The following is a 17,696-nucleotide window of genomic DNA, read 5'->3' as shown; positions in this document are numbered from 1 at the left end:
TATTTTCCCCCTAACGGTTCACGATCCTCCGTGTTATTGGAGAAAGGCTTCCCTCATACTGAAATAGTCATATACGAATCGTAAAGGGGAGATCAGGATGAATCGCCAAAAGTCATCCGGGCTGCTCCAGCAGCTGATATTCGTGGGGCCATCCACGATTTTTTTTCTCATCATCATTGTCGTTCCGTTCCTGCTGGGCTTATATTATTCCTTTACCAACTGGAACGGGGTATCCGGCGACGTCACCTGGGTCGGATTCGACAATTTCAAACAAATCATAACCAATGATCCCGATTTTGGGAAGGCTTTCTGGTTTACGGTAAGGTTCACGGTCATCGGCATTATTGTAACCAATGTGCTCGGATTTTTCCTTGCCTATTTCCTGACCAAGCCATTGAAGTCGCGCAATGTGCTGCGGACGATTTTCTTTATGCCGAACGTCATCGGCGGGCTGCTGCTTGGCTTTATTTGGCAGTTTATCTTTGTAAAGGGTTTCTCGGCGCTCGGCAGCGCCACCGGCTGGCACTTCTTCAACCTGCCTTGGCTGGGGGACGAAACGACCGCCTTCTGGGGCATCGTTATCGTGTTCGTCTGGCAAACTGCGGGCTACCTGATGGTCATTTACATTTCTTCGATCAATAATATCCCTAAAGATATCCTGGAAGCGGCCGAAATCGACGGGGCCAGCAAGCTGCAAATTCTGAAATCGGTCATCGTGCCGCTGGTGATGCCTGCCGTTACGGTCTGTCTGTTCCTTGCCATTTCCTGGTCGTTCAAGATGTTTGACCTGAACCTGTCGCTGACGAAGGGCGGACCGTTCCGCTCGACGGAATCGGTGGCGCTCAACATTTATAATGAAGCATTCCAGAACAACCGTTACGGGCTTGGAACCGCCAAAGCGATCATCTTCTTCGTCGTGGTTGCCATCATTACCAGCCTTCAGGTTAAAATCACGAAAAGCATGGAGGTCGAATCGTAATGGAAGCATCCAAACAATACCGCTGGGGGACGCTCGTCACCGAAATCATTATGGTGCTGGTTGCGCTGCTCTTCCTGGTTCCGTTCTACTTTCTGTTCGTTAACTCGGTGAAAACGTTTGGCGACCTGCTGACGAACTCCGCCAGCTGGCCGAAAACCTTTGAGTGGCACAATTACAGCCGGGCCTGGGACATTACCAACTTCCCGTCGGCGCTGTGGAACTCGCTGGTCATTACCGTGGTCAGCAACGTGCTGCTGGCGCTGTTCAGCGCCATGGCCTCGTACCGGATGGTGCGTCACAATACGCGGTTCAACCGCTTTCTGTTTATGATTTTCGTGGCTGCAATGGTCATCCCGTTCCAATCCATCATGATTCCGCTTGTCAAAGTCACCAGTACGCTGGGCCTGATGAACAGCATTCCGGGACTGATCGCCTGTTACCTCGGCTTCGGGGTGCCGATGACGGTATTCCTGTTCCACGGTTTCGTCAAATCGATTCCGCTGGAAATCGAGGAAGCCGCCACGGTGGACGGAACGAATATTTACGGCACGTTCTTCCGGATCGTCGTTCCGCTGATGAAGCCGATGTTCGTTACCGTCATCATTCTGAACACGCTCTGGATCTGGAACGATTACCTGCTGCCGTCGCTGGTACTGCAAAGCCCGGACCTGCGGACGATTCCGATCGCGACCTTCGCCTTCTTCGGACAGTTCACAAAGCAGTGGGATCTGGCCCTGCCGGCGCTCGTCTTGGGCATTCTGCCGGTCATCGTCTTTTTCCTGGCTATGCAAAAATATATCGTCGAAGGCATTACGCAGGGAGCGGTCAAAGGCTGAATCCTTCAGCTGCGAACAACAGGTCAATCCCGTCCCCCTGTTTGATCAATATCGTAAGTGCCGGCGGGACATGCCGTTCCCTATAATGAGGGAGTAAGCGATTTCAACGAGAGAACATTTTAATGAAGCATTCCGCTTGATACGCAAGAACAAAAAGGGAGGATTCTTGATCATGAAAAAACGGACCAAAATGGCGCTGGCTTCCGTGCTGGCCCTTTCCGTAGTACTGGCCGGCTGCGGCTCCAAAACAGATAAAAGCGCCGAAGGCGCGAGCGGCGGCACCAAGACGATTCACATTTTCCAATTCAAGGTGGAGATCGCCGAGGCGCTCAACAAGCTCAAAGCCGACTATGAAGCCAGCCATCCTGGTGTGAAGCTTGACATTCAGACGGTAGGCGGCGGTTCGGATTACGGTGCGGCGCTGAAAGCGAAATTCGCATCGGGCGAGGAGCCGGATATTTTCAACGTAGGCGGTTATACCGATCTGGATACGTGGCAGGCCAAGCTGGAAGACCTGTCGGGTGAAAAATGGGTCAGCGATATGGTGGATGTCGCCAAGGACCAAATCTCCAAGGACGGCAAAGTGTACGGCATGCCGATGAACCTGGAAGGCTACGGCTTTGTCTACAATAAAGACTTGTTCAAAAAGGCGGGCATTACCGATATTCCGAAGACGTTAACCGAGCTTGAGGCAGCCGCCAAAAAGCTTCAAGACGCGGGCATCACCCCGTTCGTCAACGGATACCAAGAAGGCTGGATTCTCGGCCAGCACTCGCTGAACGTGGCTTTTGCCCATCAGAAGGATCCGGGCGCTTACATTGAGGGCCTCAACAACGGAACGGCCAAGTTTGCCGGCAACGAGCAAATGGACCAGTTCATGAATCTGTTTGACCTGACGCTGAAATACAGCAACAAAAATCCGCTGACGACCGACTACAACACGGAAATGACGATGTTTGCGAACGGACAGGCGGCTATGACGCAGCAGGGCAACTGGACGCAGGTGCAGATCGACGGCATCACGCCGAACATGAATATCGGGATCCTGCCGATGCCGATCAATGACAACGCGGAGGAGAACGACAAGCTGCTCGTTGGCGTGCCGAACAACTGGGTCATCAACAAAAACTCCAAGGTGAAGGATGACGCGAAGGAATTCCTGAACTGGCTCGTCACCTCCGACGAGGGCAAAAACTATATCACCAAGGAATTCAAATTCATTCCGGCCTTCAAGAGCATTAACGCCACTGAAGAGGATCTGGGAGCGCTCGGCGCGGAAGTGATGAAATACAGCAAAGAGAACAAGCTGCTGAGCTGGCAGTTCGCGAGATTCCCGGAAGGGGCCTGGAACGAGTTTGGCGCAAGCATGCAGGGGTATATCGCCGGCAAGACCGACAAGGCCAAGCTGTTCGAGGACTTCCAAAAAACGTGGGATAATTTGAAAAAATAATAGCTTAAGCAGCATACGAATGACCTGGAGGCTTCCTTTTGAACCAATGAAAGGGAGCCTCTTCATCTTAGAGGAGGGAAGCAGGATATGGAGGGCAGCGAAGCAATCCGGCCGGATAAAGACGGACCTGCCATTGTGCAGGAGGCTTGGGAGAACCTGGGTATCTATACCGGCGTGGAAAAAAGAGAAGGAACCTACTGGGTACGAACGGAACGCGGGGGAGCGGCCGTGGAATTCGTCACGGACGACATGCTGCGCATTAAATATTTCCTCGGAAATGATCCGGAAATGTCGACTACGGTCGCCATCGATCCGGCCGCTGCGGCAGGGGGCGAAGTCCAGGCACAGCTGGAGGAGACGGAAGGGGTCGTCCGGTTCCGCACGGCGTCGCTGGAAGTGACGCTGGACAAGCTGGGATTGTCCATGACCGTCAGGGACCTGGCAGGAACCGTGCTGGCCGAGCAGAAGAGCATCACCTTCAGCCCGGACGGATCGGTCTTCGGCGTGTACGACATGCCGCAGGATTCCCATTTCTACGGACTCGGGGAGAAATCGAGCTTCCTCGATAAACGCGGCGAGCGGTACACGAACTGGAACACCGACGTATACGCTCCGCATATGCCGGAAATCGAGGCGCTGTACGAGTCGATTCCGCTGCTGATTCATATGCACGGCGGCATCAGCTGCGGACTGTTCCTCGATAACCCGGGACGCTCGGATTTCGATATGCGCAGCCATGGAATCGCCTTCACGGTCAGCTGCACGACAGGCAGCTATGACCTGTACTTCATCAACGGGCCGGAGCTGAAGGATGTCGTCAAGCGTTACACTGCTCTGACCGGGCGGATCAACCTGCCGCCGAAATGGGCGATCGGGTATCATCAGTCCCGTTACAGCTACATGAACCAGCAGGAGGTGCTGGAGCTCGGCAGGACGTTCCGGGCGAAGCAGATTCCGTGCGACGTCATTTATTTGGATATTCATTATATGGACGAATACCGGGTGTTTACGTTCGATCCGGTGCGGTTTCCGGATCCGGCCGGCTTGATCCGCGAGCTGCGGGAGATGGGGATCCGGATCGTGCCGATTGTGGATCCCGGCGTCAAGAAGGATGCGAAATACCCGATTTATCAGGAAGGGATCCGGGAGGACCATTTCTGCAGGAAGCTGGAGGGGGATCTGTTCTTCGGCGAGGTATGGCCGGGGACAAGCGCCTTCCCGGATTTCACCGACGACCGCACGGCGAAGTGGTGGGCGGATCAGCATGCCTTTTATACCGAACTTGGCATCGAGGGCATCTGGAACGACATGAACGAACCGGCGGTGTTCAACGAATCCAAGACGATGGATCTGGACGTGATGCACCGCAACAACGGCAAGCCGCTGACGCATGAGGAGCTGCACAACATCTACGGCCTGCTTATGTCCAAATCGACCTTTGAAGGGTTGAAAGAGCAGCTGGACCGCCGCCGTCCGTTTGTGCTGACCCGTGCCGGGTACGCGGGCATCCAGCGGTATGCGGCCGTCTGGACGGGAGACAACCGGAGCTTCTGGGAGCATATGGCCATGGCCATGCCGATGGTGCTGAACATGGGGCTCTCCGGCCTGGCGTTCGCGGGTCCGGACATCGGCGGCTTCGCCCACCATACCTCCGCGGAGCTTCTGATCCGCTGGACGCAGATGGGCGTCTTCTTCCCGTACTGCCGGAACCACTCGGCACTCGAAACGGTGCGGCAGGAGCCGTGGTCGTTCGGGGAAGAGGCCGAAGCCATCCTGCGGGAGTACATCGGCCTGCGATACCGCTGGATGCCGCAATTGTACAACCTGTTCCATGAGGCGGCTGCAACTGGGCTGCCGGTCATCCGCCCGCTCATTCTGGAGTATCCGCACGATCCGAACGTAACGAATCTGTGCGATCAATTCCTGCTCGGCGCCAACGTGCTGATCGCGCCGGTCTATCGTCCGGACACCGACCATCGTGCCGTTTACCTGCCCGAAGGGACTTGGCTGGACTACTGGACGGGCGAAGCGCATGAAGGCGGGCGGTATATCTTGGCCCACAGCCCGCTGTCCGTTATGCCGATCTACGTGAAGACGGGCAGTGTGATTGCGGAAGGTCCGCTGAAGCAGCATGCGGAAGACGGAGCGGATGATGCGGTGACATTCCATGTATACGGCGCGGATGCGGAAGGTGACTTTGCGGCTTCTTACCGCCTGTATGAAGATGACGGGGTGAGCTACGGCTACGAAGTCGGAGCTTACAGTGAGCTGGAGCTGAAGGTGCGGGCCGAGCAAGGCCGGCTTGCCCTGTCGTATGCTTACCCGCATCGGCAGTATGAAGCGAATCGTGAAACCCTCCGCTTCGTGCTGCGCCGGCCGAAGTTCCGCCCGGCTGAAGTCGAAGGGCTCGGGCAGGTGACGCTTGAGCAAATGGAGCAGGGGGCGCTCGGCTGGGCCGTCGATGGCCAGAGCGGCGATCTGATCATTCAGGTCCAGGATCGGCCCGAAGGCGGACAGTGGGCGGTCATCTCCGCCTGATCAGCCTATATACAGATCTATGGTGGATTCAAGCCGGAACCGGTTCAGGGAGATTAGTGCTCCCGGGACGGTTTCCGGCTTTTTTAGTTTTTTTAGATATAAGAAAATTTAATTTTTCGAGAGTCGGCTTCCTGGTATTGCCAGAAAAACGGTGTTAAATGCGGTCCGGCTTCGTTGAATGCGCGTCAATGAGACGCTTTCACTCTGTGCTGCATGATCAGGTCAGGCAGAGGGCAGGCGGCCCCATGGTGGGCAAAAAGCATAAAAAAATAGTGAAAAATGCCTAAAAAAGACCCGGATCTCGTTTTTAAATTCATGCGTTTTCGTATAAGATGGAAGTATATGTGTAATTACGGATACGACAGGAGACTACCATGAATCAACCGCTTTATGGCGTATGGCTTGGCGATGTGTTTTTTTGTTTTTCAGGAGAGATGTCCGAACCGAGAGTGGATGCATGGAGCAAAGTGGTCAAGCAGCTGACGCTGACGGACGGGACGCGCCCTTTTGCCCAGGCTGCGCTCAGGCTGGCCGAGCTCAAGTACCCGTCCGCGCATGCGGCTCAGCGTACGAGCCGCCGGGGGGAACGGCGCCAGCTCATGGGCAGAACGCTGGAGGGACTTGCCCTGAGCGCCGCAGACGCCTTCAGCCTGCTTCTCGCATGGGATGAGGCTTATATCCGGCAGGCGGGAATGGAGCCCGGGGCGGAGATGGGTTACTGGGCCCAGGCGGCCCGGTTCGCCCTGGAGCTGATGCTGCGCGGCAGTATCGCGCCGGGTACGGCCCCTGTGCCGACAAACGGCACCCGCCGCAAATCGGGCGAGCAAGCGCTGACGGCGGAATGGAAGCCGAGCCTGAACCAGCCGCAGGACGCGGAGCGGTTCCTGCAGCTGGCGGCGGCGATGCCACCTGTGGCGCTTGGAGTACCGGTGCTATCCGGCAGGGATGCGATGACCAAGGAGGAAGCGGGGGCATTTTTGCTGCACTCGTTTATGGGTGCCATGATCCATGCACAGGTACGGGAAGTGATCCGTGAGAACGAGAGCAAATTTTCCCGCTACCATGCCGATTACCGGAGAGGATATTCCCCGGTGGCGGAGCTGTGGTGGAACAGTACCCTGACCGCCAGCCGGATGATCCCGGTTCAAGGGAGCACGGAGGAGATGGAGGAGCTGGCGTCCGCGGTTGGAGAGACGGGGGGGACCTCGATCCCGGCCGTGGAAAACGGGGATGCTTCGGCACAGGGCCGGATGCAGCTGGGACTGCGGCTCGAGCCCTGCCATACCGAGGAAGAGGAACGCTGGTGCGTCTCGTTCTGGGCTGAGTTTCAGGATGAGTTCGGGGCATGGATTCCTATCCGGGCCATCTGGTCGTATCGGGAACGGGATATCAGCCGCCGCGGCCGCGTCTTTCCGAATGTTCAGGAGCAAATGCTCCGTGCGCTCGGCGATGCGTCGAGGATGTCCCCGGAACTGGCCGAAGCGCTGAGGAGCCCGGCTCTGGAGAGCCTTGAACTCACTACGGAGGAAATGATCGCCTTTGTCCGCCTCTCGGTTCCGAAGCTGACGAAAGCCGGAATCACGGTCCAGATGCCGTCCCGGTGGAGCCGGAAGGGGCGCCGCCGCGTGGGATTGTCGCTGAAGATGCTGGCGGAAAATGTAGGCGGAGGTGCGCCCGGACATCCGGTGATCGGCCTCGAGCAGCTTGTCTCCTTCCGGGTGGAAGCCGCCCTTGAGGGCCACACCCTCACCCGGGAGGAATTGGCCGAGCTGGCCGAGTCGACCCTGCCGTACGTGAAATTCCGCGGTGAATGGATCGAGCTGGATTTGAAGGAAATCCGCCAGGTGCTGCGCTATATCAAGAAGCATGACGAAGGCGAAATGAACATGTCCGACTGGATGCATCTCAGTGCAGGAGAGGACGGTGAACGCACCTGGAAGGGCATTCCGGTGCTGGAGCTGGAGACGATGGGCTACCTGCAGTCCCTTCTTGGCGAGGAGGGGCCCAAGAAGGTGCCTGTCCGCCCGGTTCCCGCTTCGCTGCACGGCGTACTCCGTCCTTATCAGGAGCGGGGCTACCAATGGCTGGCGGCGATGCGGGACATGGGCTTCGGCGTCTGCCTGGCCGATGACATGGGCCTCGGGAAGACAGTGCAGGTGATCACCTGTCTGCTGGAGCAGCACAAGGAAGGCAATCCTCCCGTGCTGATCGTGTGCCCGACCTCGCTGCTCGGCAACTGGCAGCGCGAAATGCAGCGCTTTGCCCCCGGGCTCGAGCTGTACATTCATCACGGCAACCGCCGCCTTCATGGGGATGAATTTCTGGAGCAGGCGCTTCGGCATGACGTCGTGCTGACCACCTACCATTTGGCCGGAAGGGACGGCTCCGACCTGGCCTCGGTGCTGTGGTCCACCGTCGTGCTGGACGAAGCCCAGTACATTAAGAACTACCGGACCAAGCAGGCGCAGAGCGTCATGAAGCTGTCGGCGCCTCACCGCATCGCGATGACCGGGACGCCGGTGGAGAACCGCCTCGGCGAGCTGTGGTCGATTTTCCAATTCCTCAATCCGGGTTATCTCGGTTCTTCCACATCGTTCCGGCAGCGGTACACGACAGGGGAGGTCGCGCCAGGGAAGCTGCAGGAGCTGCATAAGCTTGTATCGCCCTTCATGATGAGACGCCTGAAGAGCGATCCCGACATCCGCAAGGATTTGCCGGAAAAGCTGGAAATCAAATCTTACTGCACGCTGACTGAGGTGCAGGGAGCGATGTACCAATCGGTCGTGGACCAGATGATGGGCCAGATCGGACAGCAGACGGGGATCGCCCGGAAAGGGCTCGTGCTGTCCTCGCTGACGAAGCTGAAGCAGATTTGCGACTCACCGCTTCTGCTCGGCAGGGAAGACGTGCGGGGCGCCAAAGCCGAGTCTTCCGGGAAAATGGAGCGGCTCTTCGATCTGCTTGACAACATCCGGGAAAATCAGGAGTCAGCGCTCATCTTCACGCAATACGTGGCGATGGGGCATCTTCTGGTGTCCAGGCTGAAGGAGCGTTACGGCAGGGCGCCTTTCTTCCTTCACGGCGGCGTGTCCAAACAGGAGCGCGACGACATGGTTATGGCCTTTCAGGAGGGCGAAGGCCCGTCCTTCTTCGTACTGTCGCTGAAGGCGGGAGGCGTCGGTCTGAATCTGACCCGGGCCAATCATGTGCTGCATTATGACCGGTGGTGGAATCCGGCGGTGGAGAATCAGGCGACGGACCGGGTATTCCGGATCGGACAGCAGAAAAACGTGCAGGTTCACAAGCTGATCTGCCAAGGGACGCTCGAGGAGCGGATCGACGAGCTGATCGAGCATAAAAAGTCGCTCTCCGAGCAGGTCGTCGGTTCGGGAGAAACGTGGCTGACCGAGATGTCGGATCACGAGCTGAAGGAATTGATCATGCTGCAAGGGGAAGACTGGATGTAAATGTAAACCGGCGGCTTAGGGCTTCCTTAAGCAGGCTGCGGCTATCATGTTGATTCGACGCTTCTGATTTTTGGGGGCACTCCAAGGAGGGAACAAGGGATGAAGGCACAAGGTAAAGACCGAATGGAGCTGATCGTGGAAGCGGAACCCGGATTGATCCGAGCCCAAGGGACAACCGCAGAAGGCCGTGAGGAATGGACCCTCGGCATTCCGGTGACGGTAGACGGAGCTGTGCCCGCAGGCACCATCGTGGAGAGGCTGGCCGATTGCCCCGCCGACCTTTATTTACTCCTTCAGGAAAGCCAGCTGCCTTGGCTGGATGAGCTGCTGGGGCAAACCGCCCTGACCTGGGGGGAGGCGGTCTGCAGCTGCGGCGCAGACGGATGCCCCCATGCTTCGGAGTCGATGCCGGCCATCCGTCAGCGCTTGGCGGAGGAGCCGCTTCTGATGCTGGCGCTGCTGGGGCTTCCCCGCGAGGAGCTGCTCGGCCGGGTCTTCGGCGACTGGGCTGGTTCCCTGCCCCCGGGTGACGCCAAGTTGGCCGACGGCGACCTGTCCTCCCTGGAGGAGAAAGGCAAAGGCGGCCCGTCTCCCGGCGAATGGCTGGCAGAAGCGGCGCAGCAGGGCATGCTGCATGAACCGGGAGCGCCGTACCGGGAGGTGGCCGTCCATCTGAAGGCGGTGCCCACCAAGGATATGCCGGAGGAGGATTGGTCGGGCCTCCTGCCCAAGGTGACGGCAGCCCGGCAGGTAATCCGCTCGATCAAGACGCAGACTGCGGCGAGAGCCAAGGAGCAGCTGAAGCGGGTACCACCGGCTGCCGCTGGGCTGGCCCCAGCCCCAGCTCCGACTCCGGCTCCGGCTTCGGAGAAGAGAACATGATCGGGCCATCCCGCGCCGGAAGCCGAGGCGCCTGCCTTCTGGCGGCGCTGATCCTCTCGGCTTCCGCCGTTCTCAGCGGCTGCGAGCGGTCGGAGGGGGCAGGGCGGGAGAGCGTACAAGCCCTTCACGCTCCCGGAGGCTCGGATGCGGGAGGGCAGGCGGGCCTTGAGCGGGTCGCCGATCCCGTGCTGGCCAAGCGCAGCGAAAATTCGCTGCAGGCTACGGCCCGGACCGTGAACGGGAAGCAGGTGGTGACCAATCCGGATGCGGTTACCGTGGTAGTCAATAAGCAGCGCAGCCTTCCGGAAGGGTATGCCCCTCCCGACCTCGTGGAACCGGACGTGCCTTTTACATTCGACGGGCACCATGAGAAACGGCAGCTGCGAAAGGAAGCCGCCGCCGCGCTCGAAAGGCTGTTCGCCGGGGCGTCGCAGGCCGGCTTGGAGCTTCGGGCCGTCTCCGGTTACCGCTCGTATGAGCGCCAGCAGGCTGTTTACGGGCAGCATGTCCGCACCAAGGGGGCGGAGGAAGCCGCCCGCGTCAGCGCCGTCCCTGGGACGAGCGAGCATCAGACGGGCTTGACGATGGACGTTTCGAGCCCCAGTGTCGGCAACGTGCTGGGGGCGGTATTCGGCTCATCCGAGGAAGGGCGCTGGCTTGCGGCGCATGCCGCGGAGTACGGCTTTATCGTCCGATATCCCGACGGAATGGAGAGCGTGACCGGCTACGTGTACGAGCCGTGGCACCTCCGCTATATCGGAACGGACCTGGCACCGGACATCGCCCGGAGCGGGCTTGCGCTCGAGGACTATTTTGACGAAGCGAACATGAAGCTATAACGGCGTTCCATCAAGATATACGCCAATAAGCCGTCCCCCTAGTTAGGGGACGGCTTTTTTTCACTATTCAATCGTTATATAACTCGATCCATGGTCGCTGGTCTTATTCGCAACCTCAAATTTCACCCGGCATTAGCTTTCTCCCTCGTGCATTTCATGCAGGGCTCCCTCGATCAAATCGCCGTTCTCCGCAAGAATCTCCTGGCGGAGCCGGAGCATCTGGTGATCCAGCTTGTCGGCGGCCTGGGAAGCTTCTTTCAGCTCGGCCACCACATGGGGCGGAACCTGCTTGTCATATTTGTAGAAAATAATATGCTCCATGCTCGCCCAGAAATCCATGGCCAAGGTCCGCATCTGGATTTCAACCTTCATCCAGCGGGTGCCTTCGATCAGAATCAGCGGCACGGCCACGATGACGTGCAGGCTCTGGTAGCCGTTCGGCTTCGGATGGGCAATATAATCCTTGACCTCAATCAGCCGGATGTCGTCGCGGTGGGTTAAATGGTCAAGCAGCCGGTAAATGTCCTGGACAAACGCGCAGACGATCCGCATGCCGGCGATATCGTGGATATGATTCAGGATATTATCCATCGTCAGCTCATATCCTTTGCGCTCCATTTTGTTCATGATGCTCTTGGGTTCCTTGATCCGGACCTTGATATGTTCGATGGGGCTGTAACCGTCCTGCAGCTTCAGTTCGGTCTTGATCAGCTTGATTTTGCTCTGAAGCTCCTCCAGGGCCAGTTTGTACAGCATCGGAAGCTTCTTCCACTCTTCAAATTGACGGAGCAGGTTGTTATCTATATCGAGCTGATGGAGGTCTTTCAACGTTACGGGACTTACGACGAGCTGTTGGTTCTGCTGTTCGTTCATGCCAATCTCCTACCTATCTGCAAATTGAAGTGCTGTATAGAATGAAAGAAATGGTTGCTTTAGTTCATTCTATTTATGTATACATTTTACCTGAAAATAGGAGGGTGAAGCAAAGCAAGACGGCAGTGCAGCAATCCTGTAAAGGCCGCAAAAGCCCCTGCCATCCGCCCGAATCCCATGTACCGGGGTACCGGAAAGTCATGAGGGGCAAGGGCCGGAAAGGGATATGGGGATCATCCCTTTATTTGTTCAGAGGAGATCCTTCATACCCTTTATCGTGGTAATCGGTATGCTGCATTTTACCTAAAATATTCATATCCTCGATCGTGCGCCGCGTTTTTTCGTCCCCGATCTCATGCAGATAAGCATACACGGCGATCAGTCTATCGTTATACTCATCAGCCGCTTCATCATGGTCGGCCGATTTATACGGAACAAAGGTTCGTTTGAACGCATACTCGTCTTCCTTGGTGAGATCCTCCAGCAGATCCCGCAGCTTCGACACTTCCGTCTCGGTCATCAGGACCTCATACTCGGCAGAGTCATTGGGCACATCTTGAATCAGCTGATGGCTCACAGAAATATAGTAACGCTTCTTATCGGTATCCATAAGGCAGATTCCTCCCTTATCCATGGCATCCGCGCATCCCGTGTATTGGCAATTTCCGGTGGATGCTCCGGACAGGCATGAACGCTTTTACTGCTTTTTACACGGGACCGGCCGGTTTGAATCAGTAAATCACCTCAGCGTCTGGGTGAAACGGGCTTGGGCGAGTCCGGATGGGGCAGGATGCCGAAAGCTTCATGCAAAAAGCGGGAAGGCGCCGACGGCTTGCCGTGGTAGTACGCGGGCGAGCTGATATACAGCCTCTCCTTGGCCCGCGTGACCGCGACATAAGCGAGCCGCCGTTCCTCCTCCAGCGCCGCGGCCGCCAGCTGCTGCTCGTCCGTCAGCGCTTGCCCGGCTTTGATATCGGCCGGAGGCTGCTTCTTCAAGGCGGAGCTGTGCGGGAGAATCCCTTCGCTGGCGCCGATCCAATACACCTGGCGGAACTCCAGCCCCTTGGCCCGGTGGATCGTCATGAGCTGAACGGCGCTGCCGTTCCGTTCCTCCCGGGCCGCTTCCATCTGCTCATGGCGGGCCGTCAGCTCGTCCGCATAAGCCACGAACTCCTCAATGGTATCAAAGCGTCCCGCCGCGCTCTCGAACTCCTCCAGCGTATCGCTCACCATCTCTTTATACTGGGTATAAATGAGAGGATCGCCTGCCTGAAGGTACTTGTCGTAGAACTGTCTGCGCATTTCCTGAATGGCATAGGCCGGTTTGAGGGATTTCAGCGACTTGATGAACCGGATGCGCTCCTTGACCGCCTCCTGCTGAAAAGGCTGAAGCCGTTCCCACCGGGCGAGATGGATGAGCGGATACTTTTTGGCTTGGAGCTTCTCCTGCTGCCGGATATAAGCCATACCGTCCTCCTTCGGTACATACAACGGGCCCAGCACGCTCTGCAGCGATTCCTTCCGCCGGGGCGTCAGGCTCAGCCGCAGGTGATCCATCAGCGGTTTGATCAATGTCTGGTCGTAGAATACCGGTGCGCTGCCGAACTGGACAAAAGGAATCCCGCACAGCAGCAACTGCTCCAGTACGGCACGGCTGCTGTCGGACGTCCGGTGCAAAATGGCGATATCGCCATAGTCCAGCCCATCCCGGCCGACATGCTCCTGGATATGCTGAACGACCCAGCGGGCCTCTTCATCCGGGGTTGCAGGGGTCAAGTACGCAGGCTTGAAGCCGCGCGCTCCCGCCGCGAGCAGCTCCTTGGGCCGGCGCTGCCGGTTATGCCGGACGAGGGCACTCCCCAGGCCGAGAATCCGGCTGTCGCTCCGGTAATTGATGTTGAGATTCACGATTTTGGTGCCCGGATAGACGCGGTCGAACTCGAGAATCGATTCCTGCCGGGCTCCGTTAAACGAATAAATGGTCTGGTCATCATCCCCGACGACCGCCAAATTGTGCCGGGGCTCGGCGAGCCGCCGGACCAGGTCGTACTGGATCGCGTTGGTATCCTGAAATTCGTCGACCATCAAATAATGAAAGCGGTCCTGAAGCCGTTTCAGCGTAGCCGGGTTGTCGAGCAGCTTCCGGGCATGCAGGAGGATGTCGTCAAAATCCCACTGGTTCCGCTGTGCCTTCCAATCTTCATAGCCGAGCAGAATGCGTTTGACGGCGGATTCTTCTTTGGTTGCCTCAGGCAGGTCAGCCGGCCATCCGCCCTGCATTTTCCAGGCGGACAGCGCCGCCAGCAGCGTCTCGGGCTGATAGGATCCGGTGTGATCCAGGCGGCGCAAAATCATTTTCATGATGGTGTGCTGTGCCGTGAATTCGCCAAAAATTTGCTCGGTATATCCGTGCTGGCGGAGCAGCAGCAGTCCGAAGGAATGGAATGTCCTCGCTTCTACGGCACGGGCCGCGGCTGCGGAAATGCCGGGCATGCGTCCGATTCTTTCCTTGATCTCCTTGGCGGCCTTGCTCGTAAACGTGACCAGCAAAATCCGGGAACCCGGAATGCCGCGGACCGCGATCAGGTAAGCCGTCCGGGCGGCCAGAACGGTCGTTTTGCCGCAGCCGGCGCCCGCCAGGGCGAGCATTGGCCCGTCGCCGTGGCGTACGGCATCGATCTGCGGGGCGTTCAGCAGGATGCCCATCCGCTCCAGTTCGCGAAAGAAAAACGCGTCCGCGTCGCCTGCGCCCACCAGCTCCCGGCTGGTGGAGAGGGATGCGGGGCGTGCTTGGGGAACCGGAGAGGAAGAGAGCACCTTCGCAGGCACGCTATGTATCGAAACATTCAGATGTATGGGGGGCTGAGCCATCGATAGGACCTCCTTTTATGGCTGTAAGGGATTGCCTTTTTCACAAGTGCACTGTAAATTTGGTATGATATATGCACATCCGGAAAGGATGCGCCTGCAGCCGCTCGATTCCAAGCTCCCAGATTCAAGGCCGCTTGACGGCAGGCCCGGATTTCACAGGAAAGCTCCGGCATGGTATCTTGGTAATAGGCAGCCCGGGCAGCGGCCTGGGCAGATGATATGAGCTCAAGGGCACAGATTACTATTGTAAATGATCATTTGGAATGAATAAATGGGATGACATGGAAACTGGAGGAGAGAACTCATGAACATTATTCAGCGCCTCAAAGAAGGGGCTAACCGCGCAACGGAAAAGGCTCAGGGAACGCTGGAGGTCAGCAAGCTGAACAGCCAGATTGCCGACATCGAACGGGAAATGGGCATTCACTACAGAGAGATGGGAAAAGTCTTCTACGAAGGCTACCGCATTGGCGATATGAGCAAGGCCGAGAAGGAAATGGTCGACCTGTGCAAATCCTGCGACCTGCTTCAGGAAGAAATCGATGAGCTGCGTATCCGGATTGCCGAGCTGAAAAACGAGCGGCTGTGCAAATGCGGATACGTTGCCACGCTGGATGCCAATTTCTGTCCGTCCTGCGGAAGAAAGCTGGCGGATGATGGGGTGAAGCCGAGCGAGCCCGCCAAACCGGTCGGTTTTGCTTTTGATGAAGAAGCGATTTTCGGGAGCAAGGCTCAAGATGAGCCATCCTACCGGGAAGAACCGGAGGAGCGGGAATATTCCGGCCAGCAGGAGGCGGCAGCCGCGGTGGAACAGGACTACGACTATGAGTTTCCGATGAGGGAAGCGTGGGATGATCTTGACCTTACCGACACCGACGAAAATGATCCTGAAGCGGAGCGGGAGCGGCGCCAGGCCGAGGAGCTCGAACGCGAGCGGGAACGCCAGCTGGAGCTGGACCGCCGCATTCGCTATTGGAAGGAAAACAGCGGAGACGGCGATACGGGGGCGCGTGAAGAAGGTCCGCGCGATTCGGTGAAATGCCAGATTTGCCGTGCAGACCTGCCTAAGGGCTCGAAGTGGTGCCCGAGATGCGGTGCGGAACAGATTTAGGGGTGCGAGAAACAAACGATTACGCTTAATAGAAGCTTTTTTGGCGGACAGCGGTTTTAGGCAGCATTGGGAGGACAAAACGTAATGGAACAACTGCTACATCATCTGCGGAATCTGGGATTCACGGAGATGGAAGCGAAAATAATGGTGGAGCTGGCGGGCAAAGGCCCGTCCTCCGGATATGAGGTGGCCAAGGGGCTGGGCGTATCCCGTTCCAATGTGTACTCTACGCTGCAGCGGTTATGCCAGCAGGGATATCTGCACCGCAGCGAAGGGGATCCGGTCCGCTACAGCATGCTGAAGACGGAGGAACTCACCCGGATGATCGCGGGGCAGATGAAGGAATCGCTTTCGTTCATCGAAAACCGGATGCCGCGGGTGGAGCCGGATCAGCAGCCCTTCTACAACGTGGAAGGGGACCGGAACGTCATGGAGGCGCTGACCCGAGAGCTCGAGCGGGCGGAGCACGAGATCGTCGTCGACGTTTGGCGCGAGGAAGCGGCTTTGATGCGCAGCGAGCTGGAGCAGGCCGAGCAGCGGGGGGTGAAGCTGCTCTGGTCCTGTATCGGCAGCGATACGGGCATGGAGCGGCTGCTTCCCTGGCCGGCGTTGAATCAGGACGCAGGGGATCGGCACACCTTGAAAGGCCGCAAGTTCTCCTTCGTCATTGACCGCCGCTGGTGCATGCTGGGCATGCGCGGGGAGGACTGCGCGACGCAGGCGCTGGTCACCGAGCATCCCGTGATGGTGGAGCTGCTGCTTCACCATTTTACACAGGAAATGGTGCTCTACGAGGTGGAGCAGGACCTGGGCGGCGAGCTGGCGGAGCGGTACGGTCCGGCTTACGAGCGGATCTACCGCAAGTATGTGGAAGTCGATCCGCGTGAGGCTGACTCGGAAGTCATTGGGGATTTCGACAGTTCTGAGGATTCGGAGGAAGTATAAAGCACGAAAACGGGTACCGTTGAGACGGGACCCGTTTTGTCTAATGAAATCCGGCGTTAGATGGTTCATGGCATGAACGATTCTCTGCGACGGATCGGCCGCACCGGGATCTCGGGGTTTTGGGATGTGCTAATCCCGTTACAGTTCGCGCAGCTTCATAAAAACGGTGTGATAATAATCACTGTTATGCGGTACAAATTGCTGTAAGCTCACTGTACACGCAAAGGTTTCGGTGTCGGAAGCAGGCCGCGGTTCCGAAAGGATGCCGGTTGCCTGCATTTCCCCGATCTCGCCATTCGCCAGTTTCAGGGCATCGTCCAGGCCGGCTTCGTAGAGACCAGTCAGTTCCTCAGCCTGAAGCCGGTAGGCGGCTAACGGCTGATCCAGCTTGGCGCCAAAGATAAAGCATCTCTCCTTGTCGATAAAAGCTTTTCCCCCGGCTGTCCCCCGATTTTCATAATCGGCGGTTCCGAGCGGGATCAGCTGGTCCAGGCTGACGGTGACGCCGAGTTCTTCCTCGAGCTCCCGGACTGCATCGGCGACGGTTTCTCCAGCCGCCAGATGTCCGGCTGCGGTAATATCGTAATAACCCGGGAAGGTGTCTTTGGACGTCTGGCGCTTCTGGAATAGAACCTTGCGTCCATCCGGCGTATCGCGCACGATCCAGCAGTGGAACGTATGGTGGAGATAACCCTTGGCATGAACCTCTTCGCGCAGAGCGGTGCCGATCCATTCGTGGTCGTCGTTATAAATGTCGAAGAACTCTTTCTTCATGTGGCGAAAACCTCCATTCATATTTTTGAATTATGGAGGATTACCGGAAAAGTAGCAAGACTGGAGACAGGCTGCTGAAAATAAGCTTTTAAGTATAGCGTTTTGATCATGAACAGAGAAAGGGGGAAGCA

At 57.6% G+C, this 17,696-nt stretch carries 13 protein-coding genes; 9 read left to right on the top strand and 4 right to left on the bottom strand.

Translation table 11 applies throughout. The annotated features are described in order from the left end of the window. Positions 1-97: 97 nt before the first annotated feature. The 7 genes from GCU45_RS13845 (at position 98) to GCU45_RS13815 (ending at position 10,991) form a co-directional block, all read left to right on the top strand. On the top strand, positions 98-979 hold the full coding sequence (locus GCU45_RS13845) for a carbohydrate ABC transporter permease (protein WP_152399367.1): 882 nt from the start codon (positions 98-100) through the stop codon (positions 977-979). Further along, complete coding sequence (locus GCU45_RS13840) at positions 979-1,815, top strand: carbohydrate ABC transporter permease (RefSeq protein WP_076172855.1); 837 nt, start codon at positions 979-981, stop codon at positions 1,813-1,815. The genes GCU45_RS13845 and GCU45_RS13840 overlap by 1 nt, the downstream gene beginning before the upstream one ends. A 172-nt stretch (positions 1,816-1,987) precedes the next feature. Continuing rightward, positions 1,988-3,265, top strand: coding sequence for an ABC transporter substrate-binding protein (locus tag GCU45_RS13835; RefSeq protein ID WP_152399366.1), 1,278 nt, complete (start codon positions 1,988-1,990; stop codon positions 3,263-3,265). Positions 3,266-3,352: 87 nt separating this feature from the next. Next, positions 3,353-5,803 (top strand): glycoside hydrolase family 31 protein, encoded by a 2,451-nt coding sequence (locus GCU45_RS13830; RefSeq protein WP_152399365.1) that lies wholly within the window; start codon positions 3,353-3,355, stop codon positions 5,801-5,803. A gap of 374 nt (positions 5,804-6,177) precedes the next feature. Then, complete coding sequence (locus GCU45_RS13825; RefSeq protein ID WP_152399364.1) at positions 6,178-9,270, top strand: DEAD/DEAH box helicase; 3,093 nt, start codon at positions 6,178-6,180, stop codon at positions 9,268-9,270. A 99-nt stretch (positions 9,271-9,369) separates the two neighbouring features. Continuing rightward, positions 9,370-10,152: a hypothetical protein gene (locus GCU45_RS13820; RefSeq protein WP_152399363.1), complete on the top strand. Its 783-nt coding sequence runs from the start codon at positions 9,370-9,372 to the stop codon at positions 10,150-10,152. Next, positions 10,149-10,991: a M15 family metallopeptidase gene (locus GCU45_RS13815; RefSeq protein WP_152399362.1), complete on the top strand. Its 843-nt coding sequence runs from the start codon at positions 10,149-10,151 to the stop codon at positions 10,989-10,991. Before GCU45_RS13820 ends, GCU45_RS13815 begins: the two co-directional genes overlap by 4 nt. Before the next feature lie 132 nt (positions 10,992-11,123). On the opposite strand, the gene GCU45_RS13810 is transcribed toward GCU45_RS13815, so the two are convergent. The 3 genes from GCU45_RS13810 to GCU45_RS13800 form a co-directional block, all read right to left on the bottom strand. Continuing rightward, positions 11,124-11,864 carry a GTP pyrophosphokinase gene (locus GCU45_RS13810; protein WP_105445654.1) on the bottom strand — a complete coding sequence of 247 codons (741 nt, stop codon included), beginning with the start codon at positions 11,862-11,864 and terminating at the stop codon, positions 11,124-11,126. A gap of 241 nt (positions 11,865-12,105) precedes the next feature. Then, positions 12,106-12,474 carry a hypothetical protein gene (locus GCU45_RS13805; protein ID WP_105445653.1) on the bottom strand — a complete coding sequence of 123 codons (369 nt, stop codon included), beginning with the start codon at positions 12,472-12,474 and terminating at the stop codon, positions 12,106-12,108. Positions 12,475-12,608: 134 nt separating this feature from the next. After that, positions 12,609-14,735, bottom strand: coding sequence for an ATP-dependent helicase (locus GCU45_RS13800; RefSeq protein WP_152399361.1), 2,127 nt, complete (start codon positions 14,733-14,735; stop codon positions 12,609-12,611). Between the two features lie 304 nt (positions 14,736-15,039). On the opposite strand from GCU45_RS13800, the gene GCU45_RS13795 reads away from it, so the two are divergent. Further along, positions 15,040-15,846 carry a zinc ribbon domain-containing protein gene (locus tag GCU45_RS13795; protein ID WP_152399360.1) on the top strand — a complete coding sequence of 269 codons (807 nt, stop codon included), beginning with the start codon at positions 15,040-15,042 and terminating at the stop codon, positions 15,844-15,846. Between the two features lie 84 nt (positions 15,847-15,930). Next, positions 15,931-16,791: a TrmB family transcriptional regulator gene (locus tag GCU45_RS13790; protein ID WP_152399359.1), complete on the top strand. Its 861-nt coding sequence runs from the start codon at positions 15,931-15,933 to the stop codon at positions 16,789-16,791. A 138-nt stretch (positions 16,792-16,929) separates the two neighbouring features. Here the strand turns inward: GCU45_RS13790 and GCU45_RS13785 are convergent, their stop codons facing one another. Continuing rightward, entirely contained in the window at positions 16,930-17,565 is a 636-nt protein-coding gene (locus GCU45_RS13785; RefSeq protein WP_152399358.1) for an NUDIX hydrolase, read from the bottom strand. Between the last annotated feature and the right edge of the window lie 131 nt (positions 17,566-17,696).

It is taken from the genome of Paenibacillus cellulositrophicus (assembly GCF_009363095.1).
Taxonomy (GTDB): Bacteria; Bacillota; Bacilli; order Paenibacillales; family Paenibacillaceae; genus Paenibacillus_AQ; species Paenibacillus_AQ favisporus.
This window is presented reverse-complemented; position numbering and strand designations above follow the sequence as displayed.

Bases quoted from the DNA above. Each gene is read 5' to 3' on its own strand.
- GCU45_RS13845 (WP_152399367.1), top strand. From the start codon at position 98: ATGAATCGCCAAAAGTCATCCGGGCTGCTCCAGCAGCTGATATTCGTG.
- GCU45_RS13840 (WP_076172855.1), top strand. From the start codon at position 979: ATGGAAGCATCCAAACAATACCGCTGGGGGACGCTCGTCACCGAAATC.
- GCU45_RS13835 (WP_152399366.1), top strand. From the start codon at position 1,988: ATGAAAAAACGGACCAAAATGGCGCTGGCTTCCGTGCTGGCCCTTTCC.
- GCU45_RS13830 (WP_152399365.1), top strand. From the start codon at position 3,353: ATGGAGGGCAGCGAAGCAATCCGGCCGGATAAAGACGGACCTGCCATT.
- GCU45_RS13825 (WP_152399364.1), top strand. From the start codon at position 6,178: ATGAATCAACCGCTTTATGGCGTATGGCTTGGCGATGTGTTTTTTTGT.
- GCU45_RS13820 (WP_152399363.1), top strand. From the start codon at position 9,370: ATGAAGGCACAAGGTAAAGACCGAATGGAGCTGATCGTGGAAGCGGAA.
- GCU45_RS13815 (WP_152399362.1), top strand. From the start codon at position 10,149: ATGATCGGGCCATCCCGCGCCGGAAGCCGAGGCGCCTGCCTTCTGGCG.
- GCU45_RS13810 (WP_105445654.1), bottom strand. From the start codon at position 11,864: ATGAACGAACAGCAGAACCAACAGCTCGTCGTAAGTCCCGTAACGTTG.
- GCU45_RS13805 (WP_105445653.1), bottom strand. From the start codon at position 12,474: ATGGATACCGATAAGAAGCGTTACTATATTTCTGTGAGCCATCAGCTG.
- GCU45_RS13800 (WP_152399361.1), bottom strand. From the start codon at position 14,735: ATGGCTCAGCCCCCCATACATCTGAATGTTTCGATACATAGCGTGCCT.
- GCU45_RS13795 (WP_152399360.1), top strand. From the start codon at position 15,040: ATGAACATTATTCAGCGCCTCAAAGAAGGGGCTAACCGCGCAACGGAA.
- GCU45_RS13790 (WP_152399359.1), top strand. From the start codon at position 15,931: ATGGAACAACTGCTACATCATCTGCGGAATCTGGGATTCACGGAGATG.
- GCU45_RS13785 (WP_152399358.1), bottom strand. From the start codon at position 17,565: ATGAAGAAAGAGTTCTTCGACATTTATAACGACGACCACGAATGGATC.